The organism is Brachybacterium massiliense, from assembly GCF_900184245.1.
Taxonomy (GTDB): domain Bacteria; phylum Actinomycetota; class Actinomycetes; order Actinomycetales; family Dermabacteraceae; genus Brachybacterium; species Brachybacterium massiliense.
Genome location: NZ_FXXB01000007.1, coordinates 96,705 through 113,846, shown reverse-complemented (window position 1 = coordinate 113,846; position 17,142 = coordinate 96,705). Strand labels below are relative to the sequence as shown.

Below are 17,142 nucleotides of genomic sequence, written 5' to 3'. Positions count from 1 at the left end.
GCCGGGCCGGGTCCCCTCCGCCCGCCCCGCGGCGGCGCGTGCTCAGCTCCCCGCGAGCTCGGCGCGCAGCAGCGCCGTCCCCGCGGCGAGCGCCCGCATCTTGCCCTGCGCGACGGTGCGGGACAGCGGCGCCATGCCGCAGTTCGTGCTCGGGCAGAGCCGGTCCGCGTCCACGAAGGCGAGGGCCCGGCGGAGGGTGTCGGCGACCTCCCCGGGGGTCTCGACCCGCGGGTCGGCGACGTCGATCGCGCCGAGCATCACCTTCTTGCCGCGCAGCAGCTCGACGAGCTCCATCGGGACGTGCGAGCCGCGGCTCTCGAGGGAGACCGTGTCGATCACCGAGTCCCGCAGCAGCGGGAAGGTCTCCTCGTACTGGCGCCACTCCGTGCCCAGGCTCGCCTTCCAGTCGGTGTTGGCCTTGATGCCGTAGCCGTAGCAGATGTGCACGACGGTCTCGGCGCGCAGCCCCTCGGCCGCCCGCTCGAGGACCTCCACGCCCCAGTCGCGGACGTCGTCGAAGAAGACGTTGAAGGCGGGCTCATCGAACTGGATGATGTCCACGCCCGCCGCCTCCAGCTCCCGCGCCTCCTGGTTGAGGAGGGCCGCGAACTCGCGGGCGAGCTCCTCCCGGCTGCCGTAGTGCGCGTCGTACAGCGTGTCGATCATGGTCATCGGGCCGGGCAGCGCCCACTTGAGGGGCTTGTCCGTCCGCGTGCGGAGGGAGGCCGCGTCGTCGACGAAGACGGGTCGTTCACGGCGCACGGGCCCGACGACCGTCGGGACGCTCGCGTCGTAGCGGTCGCGGATGCGTACGGTCTCGCGACGTGCGAAGTCGACGCCGCTGAGATGCTCGATGAAGGTGGTGACGAAGTGCTGGCGGGTCTGCTCCCCGTCGCTGATCACGTCGAGGCCGGCGACGGTCTGCTCGGACGCGGCGAGGTGCAGCGCATCGCGCCTGCCCTCGTCCAGCTCCGCGCCCTCGAGGCGCCAGGGGGACCAGAGCGTCTCGGGCTCGGAGAGCCACGAGGGCTTGGGGAGGCTGCCGACGATCGAGGTGGGAAGGAGGGTGCTCATCGGACGACCTCCTCGGCCAGCCACTGCTCGAGGTGCTCCTGGTGCGGCGCGATCAGCCGCTCCTGGATGAACCTGCCCTGGGTCATACCGAGACGGCTGCGTTCCTCGCGGTCGTACACGATCCCCGTGTCCGCGTGGTCGGTGCTGCCCAGGCTCGGCCGGTACACCTCCCCGGCGCTCTTGCGGGCGTTGTAGATCTCGGGGCGATAGATCCGCTGGAAGGTCTCCATCGTGGCGATCGTGCCGATGAGCGCCAGGTCGGAGTGATCGGCGAGCAGATCGCCCTCGAAGTAGAACGCCAGCGGGGCGACGGCGCCGCGGGGCTTGAAGCACCGCACCTGCAGCCCCATCCGGGCGAAGTAGAGATCGGTGAGGGAGGAACCGTCGGCCTCGTACTCGTCGCCGAGCACCGGATGCGGCGCGCCGATGCGGCGATAAGTCCGGCTGGTGGAGACGCTGATGCAGACCACGGGCGGGCCGGCGAAGCGCTCGCGATAGGCGTCCGAGGAGAGGAAACGGCGGAAGAGCCTGCCGTGCAGCACGCCGAAGTCCTCCGGCACGCCGCCGCCGGATCCCGCGTTGTCCGCGGCCTGCTGATGGGCGGGCAGGCGCACGCTGAAGTCGTGGTCCCGCACGTAGGAGGAGAAGTTGTTCCCGGTGATCCCCGGCAGGTGCTCGCCGGTCTCGCGGTCCAGGATCCGCACGTCGAGCATCTCGATCAGCGGGAGCCCCGCACCGCCGTCGGCGGGTTCCGCTCCTTCGCCCAGGTGCAGGTCCGCCGAGACGATGTCGAGCTCCACGGCGTAGCGGTCCCCGCCGCCCGCGAGCTCGTTCGCGCGCTTGTCGATCATGCGCAGGGCGCGGCGGAGGTTCTCGCGGCGATGCTCCCCGCGGGCGAGGTTGGCGAAGTTCGTGGTGATCCGCGAGCCGCTCGAGGGGACGTAGTCCTCGTCGAAGCGGGTCGTGCGGATGCTGAAGGAGAAGTCGGTCGTCATCATGCCCCCGGTCGTCGTGGTGGGGGCGAGCGTACGCAGGACCACCCGCCATAGTCCCATCACGACACTTAGGTGCTCTTCATAGGTACTGCCTATGGTGGCGGATCGGTCCTGACGTCGGGGCGATCGTCATGGCGGGGACGGCCCCGATCGCAGGGGCTCCGGCGGCGGTGGAGCAGCCGCTACGACAGTGGCTCGACGCCGAAGCTCGAGACCACCTCGCGCATCTCGGCGACGAACCGCTCCGCCTGACCGGTCAGCGGCGCGGAGGCATGCCCGATCCAGCCGATCTCGATGCGCTCGTCCACCTCGAGCGGCACGGCCACGATGGACGGGTCCAGGTCGTCGGAGACGATGCCGGTGGAGATCGTGTAGCCGTCCAGCCCGATCATCAGGTTGAAGATCGTGGCCCGATCGCTGACCCGGATGTCCTGCGCGGCCGAGCGCGTGGAGAGGATCTCCTCAGCGAAGTAGAAGGAGTTGTCGGTCCCCTGGTCGAAGGTGAGCCGGGGCAGGCCCTCGAGGTCCTCGAGGGTGACCCGTCGGCGCGAGGCCAGCGGGTTCGTGCGGGCGACGAAGATGTGCGGGCTCGCCAGGAACAGCGGCGTGAAGACGAGCTCGGAGTCGCGCAGCAGCTTGTCGATGACATTGCGGTTGAAGTCGCTGCGGTAGAGGACGCCGAGCTCGCTGCGCAGCGTCCGCACGTCCTCGATGATCTCCGCGGTGCGGGTCTCGCGCAGCGTGAACGCATACTCCGCCACCTTCGAGGCCTTCACCATCCGCACGAACGCCTCGACCACGAAGGAGTAGTGCTGCGCGGAGACCGCCAGCAGGCGGCGGGCCGGTGGGCGTCCCAGATAGCGGTGCTCGAGCAGCTCGGCCTGCTCGACCACCTGACGGGCGTAGCCGAGGAACTCGATGCCGTCCTCGGTGAGGGCCGCGCCGCGCACGGAGCGGCGCAGCAGGACGCGCCCCACCCGGCGTTCGAGGTCCTTCATCGCCGCGGACATCGTCGGCTGGGACACCTGGAGCAGGTCCGCCGCCGCGGTGATCGACCCCTCCGCGGCGACCTCGACGAAGTAGCGCAGCTGCTGCAGTGTGATCCCGTGCGCCGTCCCGACGCCCCCGTGTGCCATCGGTGCAGGTTAGCTCACCGTGCGCCGGGGGCGGGCTCGGGAGTGCGCGGCCCAGCCTCTACACTGGTGCAGTCCGACCGACCAAGGGGAAGCGCTTCGTGTTCAACAACCTCTCCGATCGCATCACAGCGTCGCTGAAGGGTCTGCGCGGCCACGGCCGCCTGTCCGAGGCGGACGTCGACAAGACGATCCGCGAGATCCGCCGTGCCCTCCTCGATGCCGACGTCGCCGTCTCCGTCGTGCGCGAGTTCACCGGCCGGGTCCGCGAGCGCGCCCTGGGCGAAGAGGTCTCCAAGGCCCTCAATCCCGCCCAGCAGGTCGTCAAGATCGTCAACGACGAGCTGGTCGAGGTGCTCGGCGGTGCGACCGGCGAGCTCCACTTCGCCAAGAACCCGCCCACGGTCATCATGCTCGCCGGCCTCCAGGGCGCCGGCAAGACGACGTTGGCCGGCAAGCTCGCCAAGTGGATGAAGTCCGAGGGGCACACCCCGCTGCTGGTCGCCGCCGACCTCCAGCGCCCCAACGCCGTCAACCAGCTCCAGATCGTGGGCGAGCGCGCCGGCGTGCCGGTGTTCGCCCCCGAGCCCGGCAACGGCGTGGGCGACCCCGTGCTGGTGGCGATGAACGGCGTCTCCACCGCCCAGTTCCAGCAGCATGACGTGGTCATCGTCGACACCGCCGGTCGCCTCGGCATCGACGAGGAGATGATGGAGCAGGCGCGGAATATCCGCGACGCCGTCAACCCCGACGAGACCCTGTTCGTGGTCGACGCGATGATCGGTCAGGACGCCGCCCGCGTGGCTGAGGCGTTCCGCGACGGCGTGGGCTTCACCGGCGTGGTGCTCTCCAAGCTCGACGGCGATGCCCGCGGCGGTGCCGCCCTCTCGATCACCGGCGTCACCCAGCGCCCGATCCTGTTCGCCTCCACCGGCGAGAGCCTCGACGAGTTCGAGCGCTTCCACCCGGACCGCATGGCCAATCGCATCCTCGACATGGGCGACGTGCTCACCCTGATCGAGCAGGCGGAGAAGGCCTTCGACCAGGAGGAGGCCGAGAAGGCCGCCGCGAAGCTGGCCTCCGGCGAGGACTTCACCCTCGACGACTTCCTGGGCCAGATGCAGCAGCTCAAGAACATGGGCAGCATCAAGAAGATGCTCGGCATGCTGCCGAACATGGGGCAGTACCGCGAGGCGCTCGACAACTTCGACGAGTCCGAGATCGGGAAGGTCGAGGCGATCATCCGCTCGATGACGCCCGAGGAGCGCAGCAACCCCAAGATCATCAACGGCTCGCGCCGCAACCGCATCGCCCGTGGCTCCGGCACCACCGTCCAGCAGATCAATCAGCTGCTCGAGCGCTTCAAGCAGGCGCAGCAGATGATGAAGACCATGGGCAAGGGCATGGCCGGTGGCGGCATGCCCGGGATGCCGGGCGGGCCCGGCATGGGCATGGGCAAGAAGTCCCGCGGCCGCCAGGCGCCGCAGAAGCAGGTCAAGAAGTCCAAGTCCAAGAACCCCGCCAAGGCCGCACGCGAGCAGGCCGAGGCCGCGAAGAAGGCGGCTGCCGGCGGCGGCACCGGAGGGTCGGCGTTCGGCGGCGGTGCGCAGCAGGCCGGTCAGCCGGACCTCGCGGACTTCGACCCCAATCAGCTCCCGCCGGAGATGCAGAAGCTCCTCGGCGGCCGCTGAAGCTCCTCGGCCGCTGATCCGCCGGGCGGCCGCTGACCATCCGGAGCAGGCGCTGAACCATCCCGTGCTCAGTGCCGTCGACGCGCTCTACTACCCTCGGGGCCATGCGCACCTCCATGAGCGAGTTCCCGATCCTGCACCTGCGAGGCCCTGTGCTGCTGGGACCCGAGCACGAGCTCCTCGAAGCCTGGGTGGTGGAGGGAAGGATCCGCCACGAGCGTCCGGAGCTGCCCGCCGGCAGCGAGGTGCTCGAAGTCGACGGATATGTGGTGCCCGGCCTCGCGGACCTGCACTGCCATCTCGGGATCGGTGACGGCGGCGGAGGGGCCACGCTCGAGGCTGCTCGGCAGCAGGCGCTCACCGACCGCGACACGGGCGTGCTGCTCATCCGCGACGCCGGTTCGATCATCGACACCTCGCCCCTGCAGCAGCAGGATGATCTGCCGCGCCTGATCCGATGCGGACGCCACCTGGCGAGGACACGCCGCTACCTGATCGGATACGCCGACGAGGTCGAGCCGGAGGACCTCCCGGCCGCCGTCGCCCGGGAGGCGGGGCGCGCCGACGGATGGGTGAAGCTGGTGGGGGACTGGATCGACCGTGCAGCCGGAGACCTGACCCCCTGCTGGGACGCCGAGGACTTCCATGCCGCCGCCCGAGCCGCGCACGGGGCGGGCGCTCGGATCACCACCCACACCTTCGACGAGGACACCCTCCCGCTCGTGCTGGACGCAGGCTTCGACTGCCTCGAGCACGCCACCGGACTCACTCACGAGACGATCGCCCGTACCGCGGAGGCGAAGATCCCGGTGGTGACCACACTCGTGAACGTCGGCGAGTTCGAGTCCTATGCGCGCCAGGGGGAGAGGAAGTTCCCCGACTATGCCGCGCACATGCGGCGACTGCACGCTGCCCGCTACGACCGCACCCGCGATGCGCACGATGCCGGGGTGCAGCTGCTGGTGGGCACCGATGCCGGGGGAGTGCTCGGCCACGGGATCATCCACGACGAGCTGGATGAGCTCGCCAGAGCGGGGCTCGATGCCAGCGCGATCCTCGATGCCGCCGCATGGGCGCCCCGCCGCTTCCTGGACGTGCCCGGGCTCGAGGACGGCGCCCCGGCGGACCTGCTCGTGCTCCCACGCGACCCGCGCCGGGATCACACCGCCCTGAGGGAGCTCGACCACGTGGTGCTCGGAGGCAGGATCGTCACCTGAGACGGACGGAGCCAGGTGCGTGGTCGGGCTGGCTCGTGCGACTGCTCACCAGTTCACCTGTTCACCTGCTCACTGCTCACCACGAGACGGAAGGTTCCACCTGGGCGGTACTTCCTGCCTCGTCACCACGCGAACATGTGACCACGAGACGAAAGGTTCCACCGGGGAGGTACTTCCTGCCGTGTCACCGAGTGGCCCCGGCCCAGGCCGGCCCCGCCCGTGTGCCCCGGTGCACATGGCATCGGGTGGTGCCGGGGCCCGGTGTGCTGGCATACTCGTGACCTGTATGCGCATGGGCCGGCCCTCTACCCGTCCGTGCACGACACCCCGAGAACCGTCAGCGCCCGCATCACCCCACAGGCTGCGGCGGGACTCACCCGAACATCCCTGAAGGAGAGTCCACCCACGTGGCTGTCAAGATCCGTCTGAAGCGCATGGGCAAGATCCGTGCACCGTACTACCGCATCGTCGTGGCCGACTCGCGCAAGAAGCGCGACGGCGCCGTGATCGAGGAGATCGGCAAGTACCACCCGACCGAGGACCCCTCCGTCATCGAGGTCGAGTCCGAGCGCGCGCAGTACTGGCTCGGCGTGGGCGCACAGCCCACCGAGCAGGTCGCCGCTCTGCTCAAGGTCACCGGTGACTGGGCGAAGTTCAAGGGCGAGGGCGACGCCGCCGGCTCGCTGAAGACCGCTGAGTCCAAGCAGTCCGCCGAGGAGCTCATCGCCGCCGCCGACAAGGCCGCCGCCGAGTCCCGCGAGGGCGCCAAGAAGGCCAAGGCCGACGAGGCCGCCGTCGAGCCGGGCTCCGAGGAGGAGCCGGCCGAGGGCGAGACCACCGAGGACGCCGACGCCGCAGCGACCGACGAGGCCTGAGATGAGCGCCCGCGCCGAAGCCCTCGACCATCTCGTCCGCGGCATCGTCGATGATCCCGATGCCGTGAAGGTGACCGAGAAGTCCACACGTCGCGGACCGCTGCTCGAGGTCCGGGTCGGCGCCGCCGATCTGGGTCGCGTCATCGGTCGGTCCGGCCGCACCGCCCGTGCACTGCGCACGGTCACCGCGGCACTGTCGGACGACGACGTGCGGGTCGACATCGTCGATGTCGACCGGCGCTGAGGTGCCCTCACCCACTCCACGGAGCGGTGCTGCCGAGAGGACCGAGAGGTCCGGGCAGCGCCGCTCCTGGCGTTCACGGGGTTCTCGCCCCGGTGCCGCGCTGCTCGGCGCGGCCCTGCTCCTGGCCGGATGCACGAGCACGGAGGGCGGCTCGGCGGGCACTGCTCCCGGAGGCGACGTGACAGGCTCCGGAGAGCAGAGCACGGAGGCGTCGGCGGATTCCGCGCTCGTCGTCGCCTGCACGAGCTTCTGGGGCGACCCCGACTACGCCGACCCGCTCTCCCGCACCGTCCTGGACCGTGCTGGGACGGCACCGCAGGCCGGCCCGTCGGACCCCTTCTTCTACGAGATGACCGGTGACGACATCGACACCGACTTCGAGTCCGCCCCATCCGGGGCGCAGGAGGCGGCGTCCTCGCTCTCGGACTGGTTCCGCACTCAGCCCGAGCGCGGAGCCGACGCGGACCTGGAGGCCTTCGCCGCCGCCTGGGAGGGTGTCGCCGGGGCCTGCGCCGAGGTCTCCGTCGCCGCGAGCTGGACCCTTGCCCCGGGGGAGGCGGGCACCAAGCCCGCCGCGCTGGTCTGCGCCGATGTCTTCGACACCCCGGGCACCCTCACCCACTTCGCCAACGCGAACGTGCTGACCTCGAACATGTTCAAGCTCGTCGGCCTCTCGCCCCGGGCAGTGCCTGCGGAGCGCATGGACCAGGTGCAGGCCACCGCGGAGCTGCTGGCTGCCGAGATCGCCGCGGTGGACGACGCTGCCGTCGGCGCGGCTCTCGAGCAGGTCCGCGCCCCCTTCCAGGAGGCCCTGGACGGAGACCCCTGGTCAGAGGGGCTCCAGACCCCGCTGACCGAGCTCGGCACCGCCTGCGACGCGGCCGGGTACTCCTCGCCCGAACTCGGGGAGATGGACAACAGCGCCGTCGTCGGCGCGCACGCCGCCCGCCCGGGCGGCACGGACCACGGAGGACGCTCATGAGCACACTCGACGTCAACGTCGCGACGATCGGCAGGGCGCACGGCCTGCGCGGAGAGGTCGCGCTGACCCTGCGCACCGATCAGCCCGAGGAGCGCTTGCACACCGGCGCCGTCTTCGAGGTGACGGCCGACGGGCGCTCGCGCACGCTGACGGTGGCACGCACCCGTCGGCAGCAGGAGCGCTGGTACGTGACCTTCGAGGAAGTCGCCGACCGCACCGATGCCGAGTCCCTGCGGGGCGTGGACCTGACCATCTCGGTGGACGAGGCGGTCGAGGCCGACGAGGACCCCGATGCCTGGTACCCGAGCCAGCTCAAGGGCCTGAGGGTGCGTCACGTCGACGGGCGCGAGCTCGGCACGGTCCAGGGCGTGGAGCATTACCCGGCACAGGACCTGCTGGTGGTGCGCACCCCGGACCGTCGGCGCGTGCAGCTGCCGCTGGTCGAGGAGCTTGTTCCCGAGGTCGACCTCGAGGCAGGGATCGTCCTGGCGGACCCGCCCGGCGGCATGTTCGAGGCGCTGCCCGAGGACGAGCAGGGACCCGAGCCCGAGACCTCCGCCCCGGCGCGGAAGAAGCGCTGAGGCCCGCATGCGCATCGACGTCATCACGATCTTCCCCGAGTACCTCTCACCGCTCGAGCTGTCCCTGATCGGGAAGGCCCGCCGCGACGGCCTGGTGGATCTGCAGGTCCATGACCTGCGCAGCTGGACCCACGATCGTCACCGCACGGTGGACGACACCCCGCTGGGCGGCGGTGCCGGCATGGTGATGAAGCCCGAGCCCTGGGCGGAGGCCTTCGCCGGGGTGCGCGCGACCGGCCAGGAGGCGCTCGGCGCCGACGTCGAGCCCCTGATCGTGTTCCCGAACCCCGCCGGCACTCCGTTCGCGCAGGCCACAGCGCAGGAATGGTCGCAGTGCGAATGGATCATCTTCGCCTGCGGGCGCTACGAGGGCATCGACGAGCGGGTCTATGAGCACCTCGCGGACATCGGCTGCGAGATCGCGCTGGCCTCCCTCGGCGACTACGTCCTCAACGGCGGCGAGGTCGCGGTGCTCGCGATCACCGAAGCCGTGGTGCGCCTGGTCCCGGGCGTGGTCGGCAACGCCGAGTCCCTGGTCGAGGAGTCCCACTCGGACGGCCTGCTCGAATACCCGCTCTACACCCGCCCCGCCTCGTGGACCGATCCCGCCGGGGTGGTGCGCGAGGCCCCGTCGATCCTGCTGTCCGGAGATCACGGCAGGATCGCCGCGTGGCGCCGCGAGCAGTCCCTCCAGCGCACCGGTGAGCGGCGACCGGATCTGCTCGGAGAGTCCGACACCGCCCGCTGAGCCCGCACAGGTGACGCAGACGACAGCTCGCGAGCGTCGTGACCAGCGGCGACAGCCCGGCAGGGGCTTGCCGCAGGGGCTGCCTCCCTGGCAGAATGACCCCTCGTGCGCACCGCGCGTCCCTCTGCCTCAGGGGAGGGCGCATCCAGCGGTCGGGCAGATCCGTGGCGATGGGAGTCGCCGCCAGAGGCCCAGCACACCGGCACGGGGAGGCAGCTCCTCGCCGGATCGACAGTTCATGAGGGGCCTCCCGCACCGTCGGGAGCCCCACGAACGACGCCGTCCGACCTGAGGCGGAGGCTGGAGAAGTGACATGCAGAAGCTCGATGAGCTCGACAAGGCGTCGCTGCGCGACGACATCCCCGCATTCCGCGCCGGCGACAACGTCAAGGTGCACGTGAAGGTCATCGAGGGCAACCGCTCTCGTATCCAGGTCTTCCAGGGCTACGTCATCGGCCGTCAGGGCCACGGCGTGGGCGAGACCTTCCGTGTGCGCAAGGTGTCCCTCGGCGTCGGCGTGGAGCGTGTGTTCCCCGTCCACGCTCCGACCGTCGACAAGATCGAGGTCGTCACCCGCGGTGACGTGCGCCGCGCGAAGCTGTACTACCTGCGCAACCTCACGGGCAAGAAGGCCCGCATCAAGGAGAAGCGCGACCACTCCTGATCCTCGGGATGTCACGCGACAGCGCGCGCGGACGGCGGCGGCCCCACCTGCTGGTGGCCGCCGCCGTCTGCGTCGTGCTGCTGCTGGTCGCGGCGATGCTGGTGCGCCACTACGTCGTCCAGCCCTTCCGCGTCCCCTCCGCCTCGATGGCACCTGCCCTCGAGGTCGATGACGTGCTCCTCGCGGACCGCTCCGAGCGCGGCACCGCGCAGCGCGGGCAGATCGTGGTCTTCGACGGTCGCGGCTACTTCGCTCCGTCGGCGGCCGACGGGGACCGCTACTGGGTCAAGCGGGTCATCGCGGTCGGCGGCGACAGCATCGAGTGCTGCGACCCGGACGGGGCTCTGCTGCTCAACGGCTCCCCGCTGGCCGAGCCGTATCTCCCACCCGGCACGGCGCCCAGCGAGATCGAGTTCGACCTCCTGGTCCCCGAGGGACGCATGTTCGTCCTCGGCGACAACCGTGCCGACTCCACCGACTCCCGCCACCTGCTCGGCGCGCCGGGCGGCGGGATGATCCCCCTCGAGCGGGTGGTGGGGGGCGTGGACACGATCGTGTGGCCACTCTCGCGTCGGGGCACGCCCTGATGCCCAGCATCTGCCGATAGGATCACCGCGATGAACGCGCCCGAAGACTCCCGACCTGCTGTGTCCGATACTGCGGATACCGCAGCTGGTGAGGATCGCTCCGCCGCTTCCCGGGAGCGCAGCCATCGGCGAGCGAGGATGCCGCTGTGGCTGGACACCCTGATCACCATGGCGGTAGCGCTCGTGATCGCGGTGCTGGTCAAGACCTTCCTGGTCCAGCCGTTCTACATCCCGTCCGCCTCGATGAACCCGACGCTGCTCGAGGACGACAAGATCCTCGTCTCCAAGCTCAGTCCCGGCGTGTTCGATCTCCAGCGCGGAGATGTGATCGTCTTCGAGGATCCCGACGACTGGATCCCCGGCGACGCGACCGAGAACCCCACCCCGCGGGTGCGGGTGATGATGCTGCTGAGCATGGTGGGCCTGGCCCCCGATCCCTCGCAGGACCACCTGGTCAAGCGCCTCGTCGGCCTGCCCGGCGACCGCGTGGTCTGCGACACCGCCGACGGCGTGCTCGAGGTCAACGGCACCCCGCTCGAGGAGCCGTACATCAACCCCGGCACCTCCGCGTGCCAGGTCGACTTCGACGTCACGGTCCCCGAGGGCAAGGTCTGGGTGATGGGCGACAACCGGCACGCCTCCGCGGACTCCGCCTGGCATGAGACCCGGGGCGACGGCGGCTTCGTCGACACCTCCGACATCACCGGCCGCGCCGAGGTCATCTTCTGGCCCGCCAGCAGCTGGGAGCGCCTGGACGACGGCCGCGACGCCTTCGCGGACGTGCCCGAACAGCCGTGAGCGCCCCCGCTCCCACGCTCGAGGTCGAACTCGCGCTGGCCGCGCGCCGCGGCCCCGGACGACGCATCGTCGTGGGCATCGACGAGGTCGGGCGCGGCGCCCTCGCCGGGCCGGTCGCCGTCGGCGCCTGCGCGCTCGAGATCCTCGACGGCCGCGCACCGCAGCTGCCCGACGGGGTGCGCGACTCCAAGAAGCTCACCGCCCGCCGCCGAGAGGCCCTCGTCGACCCGATCCGCACGAGCGCCGCCGCGGCGTCGGTGGGCTGGGCGAGCCCCGCCGAGATCGACGAGCTCGGCATCATGCCCGCACTCACCCGCGCCGCGCTGCGCGCGATCGACGCCCTCGACATCGAGATCGACGCGATCCTCCTGGACGGCGACGTGGACGTGCTCACCGCCGCGCTGACCACGGCCGAGCGCCCCGCGCCGCTGGTGGAGCTGCGGGTCGCCGCCGACAGGGACTGCGCGAGCGTCGCCGCCGCGAGCATCCTCGCCAAGGTCGCGCGCGATGCGCGGATGGTGGAGATCGATGCCGAGGCACCCGACTACTGCTGGGCCTCGAACAAGGGCTACGGCTCCGCCGCGCACCGCGAGGCGATCGACCGCCTCGGCGCCTCCGAGCACCACCGCCGCAGCTGGCGTCTGGGCTCCGCACCTCGCCCCGTTGCACCTCTCGCGACGGAGCCGGTGACGGCCGCGGCCGATCCCGCGCCACCCGCATCCGGGCAGGCCCCGGTCACGTCCTCGCAGCCCGCCCTCGCTGGCGTACTGTGGGACGAGAAGTGGTACCCGCAGGAAGGGAAGGAGCGTCGGTGAGCGCCCAGGACCTCGAGAACTACGAGTCCGACCTCGAGCTGCAGCTGTTCCGCGAGTATCGCGATGTGGTCAGCCTGTTCACCTACGTGGTCGAGACCGAGCGACGCTTCTACCTCGCCAACCAGGTGGACCTGCAGGTCCGCTCCGGCGGCGGCGAGGTCTTCTACGAGCTGCGCCTGGCCGACGTGTGGGTCTGGGACATCTACCGCTCCAACCGCTTCGTGCGCTCCGTGCGCGTGGTGACGTTCAAGGACGTCAACATCGAGGAGCTCAACAAGCAGGACATCTCGCTGCCCTGATGCACGGTCGGCGCTGACCGTTCCTCCACACAGGCCGTTCGTCCCCAGAAACGCGGCCCCCGTTCCCTCGCCGGTGCGGCCCGGCCAGGCTGGCGGGCATGAACAGCCTCGCCACCGATCCAGAGCCCCCGGCCGGGCCGCACCGGCGAGGGAACGGGGGCCGCGTTTCGCCCGACGCAACCCCCGGCGCGCGGCGCGCCCCCGGGCGCGCCGCCGACGCCCCGCAGGTCGGCCCCACCGCCGTGCCGGTGCCTCGGCGCGTGCGGGAGATGTCGACCCGCGAGCTCGGGCAGGCCGGGGAGGACCTGGCCGCCGCACATCTGGAGTCCTGCGGATGGCAGATCGTGGAACGGAACCTGCGACTGCGCCACGGCGAGCTGGACATCGTCGCCCTCGCCCACACCACCCTCGTGTTCGTCGAGGTCAAGACCCGCCGCACCGTCGTCACCGGGGTGCCGCAGGCCGCCGTCACCCCTGACAAGATGCGCCGGCTCCGCCGCCTGGCCGGCGAGTACCTGATGGAGCGCTCCACCCCGCACAGGGACGTGCGGATCGACGTGGTGGCTGTGCACGCCCACCTCGACGGCACCTTCTCCCTCGAGCACCTCGAGGCGGTGTCCTGATGGGCCACGCACGCACGCTCTCGATGAGCCTCACCGGTCTCGAGGGGACCCTGGTCGAGGTCGAGGCGGACGTCTCCGCGGGGCTCCCCGCGTTCAGCCTGGTGGGGCTGCCGGACTCCTCGACCCTCCAAGCCCGTGAGCGGGTGCGCGCGGCCGCGGCCCGCAGCGGCGCCCGCCTGGCACCGCGCCGGATCACGGTGAACATGACCCCGGCGTGGCGGCCCAAGCACGGCTCCGGCTTCGACCTCGCGATCGCGGTGGCGGTCATCGCCGCCCAGGGCGACCTGCACGGCGGCGTCCCCTCGAGCACCGTGCTGCTGGGCGAGCTGGGCCTGGACGGGAGGGTGCGGCCGATCCCCGGGGTGCTCCCGGCGCTGCTCGCCGCCCGCAGCCAAGGCATCACCCGCGCGATCGTGCCCGAGGAGAACCTGCCGGAGGCCCGGCTGGTCGACGGGCTCGACATCGACGGCGCCGCGGACCTCGCCGGCGTGCTGCACCGCTTCGGTGCAGACGTCCACGACACCACCCTCCGGCTCATGCCGGTGCCGACCGTCCGCACGGAGACTGCCGGCGAGACCTTCCCGCGGGAGCCTGTGCTCGACTTCAGCGAGGTGATCGGTCAGGCCCAGGCATGCCGCGCCGCCGAGGTCGCCGCAGCGGGCGCCCACCATCTGCTGCTGCTCGGGCCGCCCGGTGCCGGGAAGACGATGATCGCCTCGCGCCTGCCCGGGATCCTCCCGCCGCTCGAGAACGATGATGCCCTCGCCGTCTCCGCGATCCACTCCCTCGCCGGCCGTTTCGATGCGAGCTCGGGCCTGCTGCGTACCCCGCCCTTCGAGAACCCCCACCACACCGCGTCCGCCGCGGCAGTGGTCGGGGGAGGGGCCGGGCTCGCCCTGCCCGGTGCGATCTCGCGCGCCCACGCCGGGGTGCTCTTCCTCGACGAGGCCCCCGAGTTCCCCTCCCGCGTGCTCGAGGCGCTGCGCGAGCCGCTCGAGACCGGAGACATCACCCTGCACCGCGCCCGCGCGGTCACGCGATACCCGGCACGGTTCCAGCTGATCCTGGCGGCCAATCCCTGCCCCTGCGGGAAGGCATGGGGGAAGGGGGAGGGCTGCAGCTGCACCGCGCACCAGCGCCGCCGCTACCGATCCCGGCTCTCGGGCCCCGTGCTCGACCGGGTGGACATGCGGGTGGGAGTGGGGCCGGTGGACGTGCACCGCGTGGCCGCCGAGACCGCGGAATCCAGCGCCGTCATCGCCGCCCGGGTGAGCGCCGCCCGCGCCCGCCAGCGCGAGAGATACGAGGGCCGCCACTGGATGACCAACGCGCACCTGCCCGGACCGCTGCTGCGCAGGGAGTTCTCTCCGGAGCCCTCCGAGCGCCGCCTGCTGGACCACGCCGTCGCCCAGGGACGGCTCACACTGCGCGGTCACGACCGCGTGCTCCGCCTGGCCTGGACCCTGGCGGACCTCGCCGGCGCCGACCGCCCCGATGCCGAGCACATCGGCCACGCCCTGACCCTGCGCGAAGGAGAACCACGATGAGCAGCCCCACCACCCCGCACGACCCGGTCGACACCGCCGCGGCGGCCGAGGCCGCCCGGGACCGGCGGGCTCGGATCACCTGGTCCCTGATCGCCGAGCCCTCCGATGCCGTGGCACTGCTCGCCTGCACCGTCCTCGGCCACACCACGGCGCTCGAGCTCGCCGAGAACGGAACATCGACCGACCTGCTGCGCGCCCTCGGCGGCCAGCTGCCCAGCCAGGCCGCCGAACCCGGAGGCATGTCCCCGTCCACCCGTGCCCAGCGGGCGATGGACCGGTGGCAGGAGCGTCGCAAGGTGATCGACCTGGACGCTGTGCTCGCCGATGCCGAGCACCGGGGTCTGCGTATCCTCACCCCGCAGGATCCTGAATGGCCCCGGGGCCTGGATGACCTGCAGGAGACCCGCCCGCACTGCCTGTGGGCGGCGGGTCCGGGGATCCTGGACCAGCTTGCCGGGGACCGCAGCCTCGCCCTGGTCGGCTCGCGCGCCTCGACGCCCTACGGGGAGGACACCGCCGGCTCCTTCGCAGCGGCCTTCGCGGCAGGTGGCGGCACCGTCGTCTCCGGCGGCGCCTACGGGATCGACGCGGCCGCCCACCGCGGCGCGCTCGCCGCCGCCGACGGAGCGACGGTCGCCATCCTCGCGGGCGGACTGGACCGCCTCTACCCGCGCGGCAACACGGATCTGCTCGAGCGGATCCGTGAGCAGCACCTGCTGATCAGCGAGGCACCGCCCGGCACCGCCCCCACCCGGTGGCGGTTTCTGGCCCGCAACCGGCTGATCGCCGCGCTCTCCCGAGCCACGGTGGTGGTCGAGGCGTCCTGGCGCTCCGGTGCGCTGTCCACCGCACGGCTCGCGGACCAGCTCTCACGGCCCGTGGGGGCGGTGCCCGGACCGATCACCTCCGCCGCGAGCGCGGGCTGCCACCGACTGATCAGGGATCGAGGTGCCGTACTGATCACCGAGCCCGCCGAGCTGCTGGACCTGCTCCCCGGAGGTCCCGCGGCAGGGGAGGGGAGCTGGGCGGTGCAGGACGAGCTGGACCTGCTCAGCCCCGCGGACAGGAGAGTCCTCGACGCCGTGCCGCCGCGCTCGAGCATCACCCCGGCGCGGCTCGCCGACGAGATCGGGTTCCCCGCCGCCGAAGTCGAGGCCACCCTGGCCCGTCTCCAGCTGCTGGGCCTGATCGTTCGCACCGCGCAGCGGGTGCGACGCGCCGCGAGCACCACCTGAGCGTCGTCGCGGCGCGGTGCCATGCACGACACTGGGAGCGTGAGCACCCGCCCCGAGCACGAGCGCGATGACGAGACCGTCATCGAGGCCTTCGCCGCGCATCTGCAGCTTGAACGCGGCCGCTCCGAGCACACCGTGCGCGCATATCGACGTGAGGCGTGCAGCCTGCTCGCGCACCTGCGCGACGTCGAGCGCATCACCTGGCAGGAGCTGGATGTCGCCGCCCTGCGCTCCTGGCTCTCCGCCCGCGCCGAGACCGGGGCCGGGCCCAGCACCCTCGCCCGGTCCGCGGCCGCGGCCCGCACCTTCACCACCTGGCTCGCCTCCACCGGCCGTATCCCGCATGACGTCGGCTCTCGCCTGCGCGCCCCGCGCCGAGGCAGGCACCTGCCCACCGTCCTCACCGGCGACCAGGCCGAGACCTTGCTCGAGAGGACCGAGGCGGCAGATGCCGCCGCCGATGCGGAGGAGCCGCAGCGCAGCCTCAGCCCTCTCGAGCGGGCGATCCAGCTGCGCGATGCCGCGATCCTCGAGCTGCTGTACTCCTCGGGACTGCGCGTCTCCGAGCTGGTCGCCCTGGACCGCTCCGGGATCGACCACGCCGAGCGCACGGTGAGGGTCCGCGGCAAGGGCGACAAGGAACGGATCGTGCCCGTGGGCATCCCCGCCCTCCAGGCCGTGCAGCGCTGGGAGACGGACGGACGCCCCATCGTGCTGGAACATGCGGCACCGCCCACCTCGCCGGGACACGCACTGTTCCTCGGCGCACGCGGGGGGCGACTCGGTGATCGCGCTGTACGCACCCTGGTGGACCGCCACGCCGCCGCTGCCGGGATCTCTCGGCACATCTCGCCGCACACCTTGCGCCACAGCGCCGCCACCCACCTCGTCGAGGGCGGGGCGGATCTGCGCAGCGTGCAGGACTTCCTGGGCCATTCCTCGCTCGCGACCACCCAGATCTACACCCATGTCAGCGCAGAGCGCCTGCGCCGCACCGTCGATCAGGCCCACCCCCGCGCCTGACCCGCCGGGGG

Annotated in this window: 19 protein-coding genes; 16 read left to right on the top strand and 3 right to left on the bottom strand. The window is 71.6% G+C overall.

The features are described from left to right. Positions 1–42 precede the first annotated feature (42 nt). The 3 genes from BN4251_RS07185 to BN4251_RS07175 all read right to left on the bottom strand — a co-directional run bounded on the left by BN4251_RS07185 (position 43) and on the right by BN4251_RS07175 (position 3,205). On the bottom strand, positions 43–1,074 hold the full coding sequence (locus tag BN4251_RS07185) for a methionine synthase (RefSeq protein ID WP_087484450.1): 1,032 nt from the start codon (positions 1,072–1,074) through the stop codon (positions 43–45). Beyond that, complete coding sequence (locus BN4251_RS07180; RefSeq protein WP_087484939.1) at positions 1,071–2,069, bottom strand: putative oxygenase MesX; 999 nt, start codon at positions 2,067–2,069, stop codon at positions 1,071–1,073. Before BN4251_RS07180 ends, BN4251_RS07185 begins: the two co-directional genes overlap by 4 nt. A gap of 182 nt (positions 2,070–2,251) precedes the next feature. Beyond that, entirely contained in the window at positions 2,252–3,205 is a 954-nt protein-coding gene (locus BN4251_RS07175) for a LysR family transcriptional regulator (RefSeq protein ID WP_087484449.1), read from the bottom strand. 98 nt (positions 3,206–3,303) lie between these two features. Between BN4251_RS07175 and ffh the strand changes: the two genes are divergently transcribed. The 16 genes from ffh (at position 3,304) to BN4251_RS07095 (ending at position 17,131) form a co-directional block, all read left to right on the top strand. Next, complete coding sequence (gene ffh / locus BN4251_RS07170; protein ID WP_087484448.1) at positions 3,304–4,893, top strand: signal recognition particle protein; 1,590 nt, start codon at positions 3,304–3,306, stop codon at positions 4,891–4,893. Positions 4,894–4,997: 104 nt separating this feature from the next. Further along, on the top strand, positions 4,998–6,110 hold the full coding sequence (locus tag BN4251_RS07165; RefSeq protein WP_087484447.1) for an amidohydrolase family protein: 1,113 nt from the start codon (positions 4,998–5,000) through the stop codon (positions 6,108–6,110). A gap of 407 nt (positions 6,111–6,517) precedes the next feature. Beyond that, positions 6,518–6,985, top strand: a complete 468-nt coding sequence (rpsP, locus tag BN4251_RS07160) for a 30S ribosomal protein S16 (RefSeq protein WP_087484446.1) — start codon at positions 6,518–6,520, stop codon at positions 6,983–6,985. 1 nt (position 6,986) lies between these two features. Beyond that, positions 6,987–7,229, top strand: a complete 243-nt coding sequence (locus tag BN4251_RS07155; RefSeq protein WP_087484445.1) for an RNA-binding protein — start codon at positions 6,987–6,989, stop codon at positions 7,227–7,229. Positions 7,230–7,407: 178 nt separating this feature from the next. Then, on the top strand, positions 7,408–8,211 hold the full coding sequence (locus BN4251_RS07150; RefSeq protein ID WP_245810240.1) for a hypothetical protein: 804 nt from the start codon (positions 7,408–7,410) through the stop codon (positions 8,209–8,211). Beyond that, a complete protein-coding gene (rimM, locus tag BN4251_RS07145) occupies positions 8,208–8,792 on the top strand; it encodes a ribosome maturation factor RimM (RefSeq protein ID WP_087484443.1) in 585 nt (194 codons plus the stop codon). Before BN4251_RS07150 ends, rimM begins: the two co-directional genes overlap by 4 nt. A 7-nt stretch (positions 8,793–8,799) precedes the next feature. After that, positions 8,800–9,540, top strand: a complete 741-nt coding sequence (gene trmD, locus BN4251_RS07140) for a tRNA (guanosine(37)-N1)-methyltransferase TrmD (protein WP_087484442.1) — start codon at positions 8,800–8,802, stop codon at positions 9,538–9,540. 313 nt (positions 9,541–9,853) lie between these two features. Beyond that, positions 9,854–10,204, top strand: coding sequence for a 50S ribosomal protein L19 (gene rplS, locus BN4251_RS07135; RefSeq protein WP_087484441.1), 351 nt, complete (start codon positions 9,854–9,856; stop codon positions 10,202–10,204). Positions 10,205–10,212: 8 nt separating this feature from the next. Then, positions 10,213–10,791 (top strand): signal peptidase I, encoded by a 579-nt coding sequence (gene lepB / locus BN4251_RS07130; protein ID WP_087484440.1) that lies wholly within the window; start codon positions 10,213–10,215, stop codon positions 10,789–10,791. A gap of 30 nt (positions 10,792–10,821) precedes the next feature. Further along, positions 10,822–11,589, top strand: coding sequence for a signal peptidase I (gene lepB / locus BN4251_RS07125; RefSeq protein WP_087484439.1), 768 nt, complete (start codon positions 10,822–10,824; stop codon positions 11,587–11,589). After that, positions 11,586–12,404, top strand: a complete 819-nt coding sequence (locus tag BN4251_RS07120) for a ribonuclease HII (protein ID WP_087484438.1) — start codon at positions 11,586–11,588, stop codon at positions 12,402–12,404. Before lepB (BN4251_RS07125) ends, BN4251_RS07120 begins: the two co-directional genes overlap by 4 nt. After that, entirely contained in the window at positions 12,401–12,703 is a 303-nt protein-coding gene (locus tag BN4251_RS07115; protein WP_087484437.1) for a DUF2469 domain-containing protein, read from the top strand. Before BN4251_RS07120 ends, BN4251_RS07115 begins: the two co-directional genes overlap by 4 nt. 98 nt (positions 12,704–12,801) lie before the next feature. Further along, complete coding sequence (locus tag BN4251_RS07110; protein ID WP_087484436.1) at positions 12,802–13,326, top strand: YraN family protein; 525 nt, start codon at positions 12,802–12,804, stop codon at positions 13,324–13,326. Beyond that, on the top strand, positions 13,326–14,873 hold the full coding sequence (locus BN4251_RS07105; RefSeq protein ID WP_087484435.1) for a YifB family Mg chelatase-like AAA ATPase: 1,548 nt from the start codon (positions 13,326–13,328) through the stop codon (positions 14,871–14,873). The genes BN4251_RS07110 and BN4251_RS07105 overlap by 1 nt, the downstream gene beginning before the upstream one ends. Then, positions 14,870–16,108: a DNA-processing protein DprA gene (dprA, locus tag BN4251_RS07100; RefSeq protein ID WP_087484434.1), complete on the top strand. Its 1,239-nt coding sequence runs from the start codon at positions 14,870–14,872 to the stop codon at positions 16,106–16,108. The genes BN4251_RS07105 and dprA overlap by 4 nt, the downstream gene beginning before the upstream one ends. A gap of 39 nt (positions 16,109–16,147) precedes the next feature. Beyond that, on the top strand, positions 16,148–17,131 hold the full coding sequence (locus tag BN4251_RS07095; protein WP_087484433.1) for a tyrosine recombinase XerC: 984 nt from the start codon (positions 16,148–16,150) through the stop codon (positions 17,129–17,131). Positions 17,132–17,142: the final 11 nt, after the last annotated feature.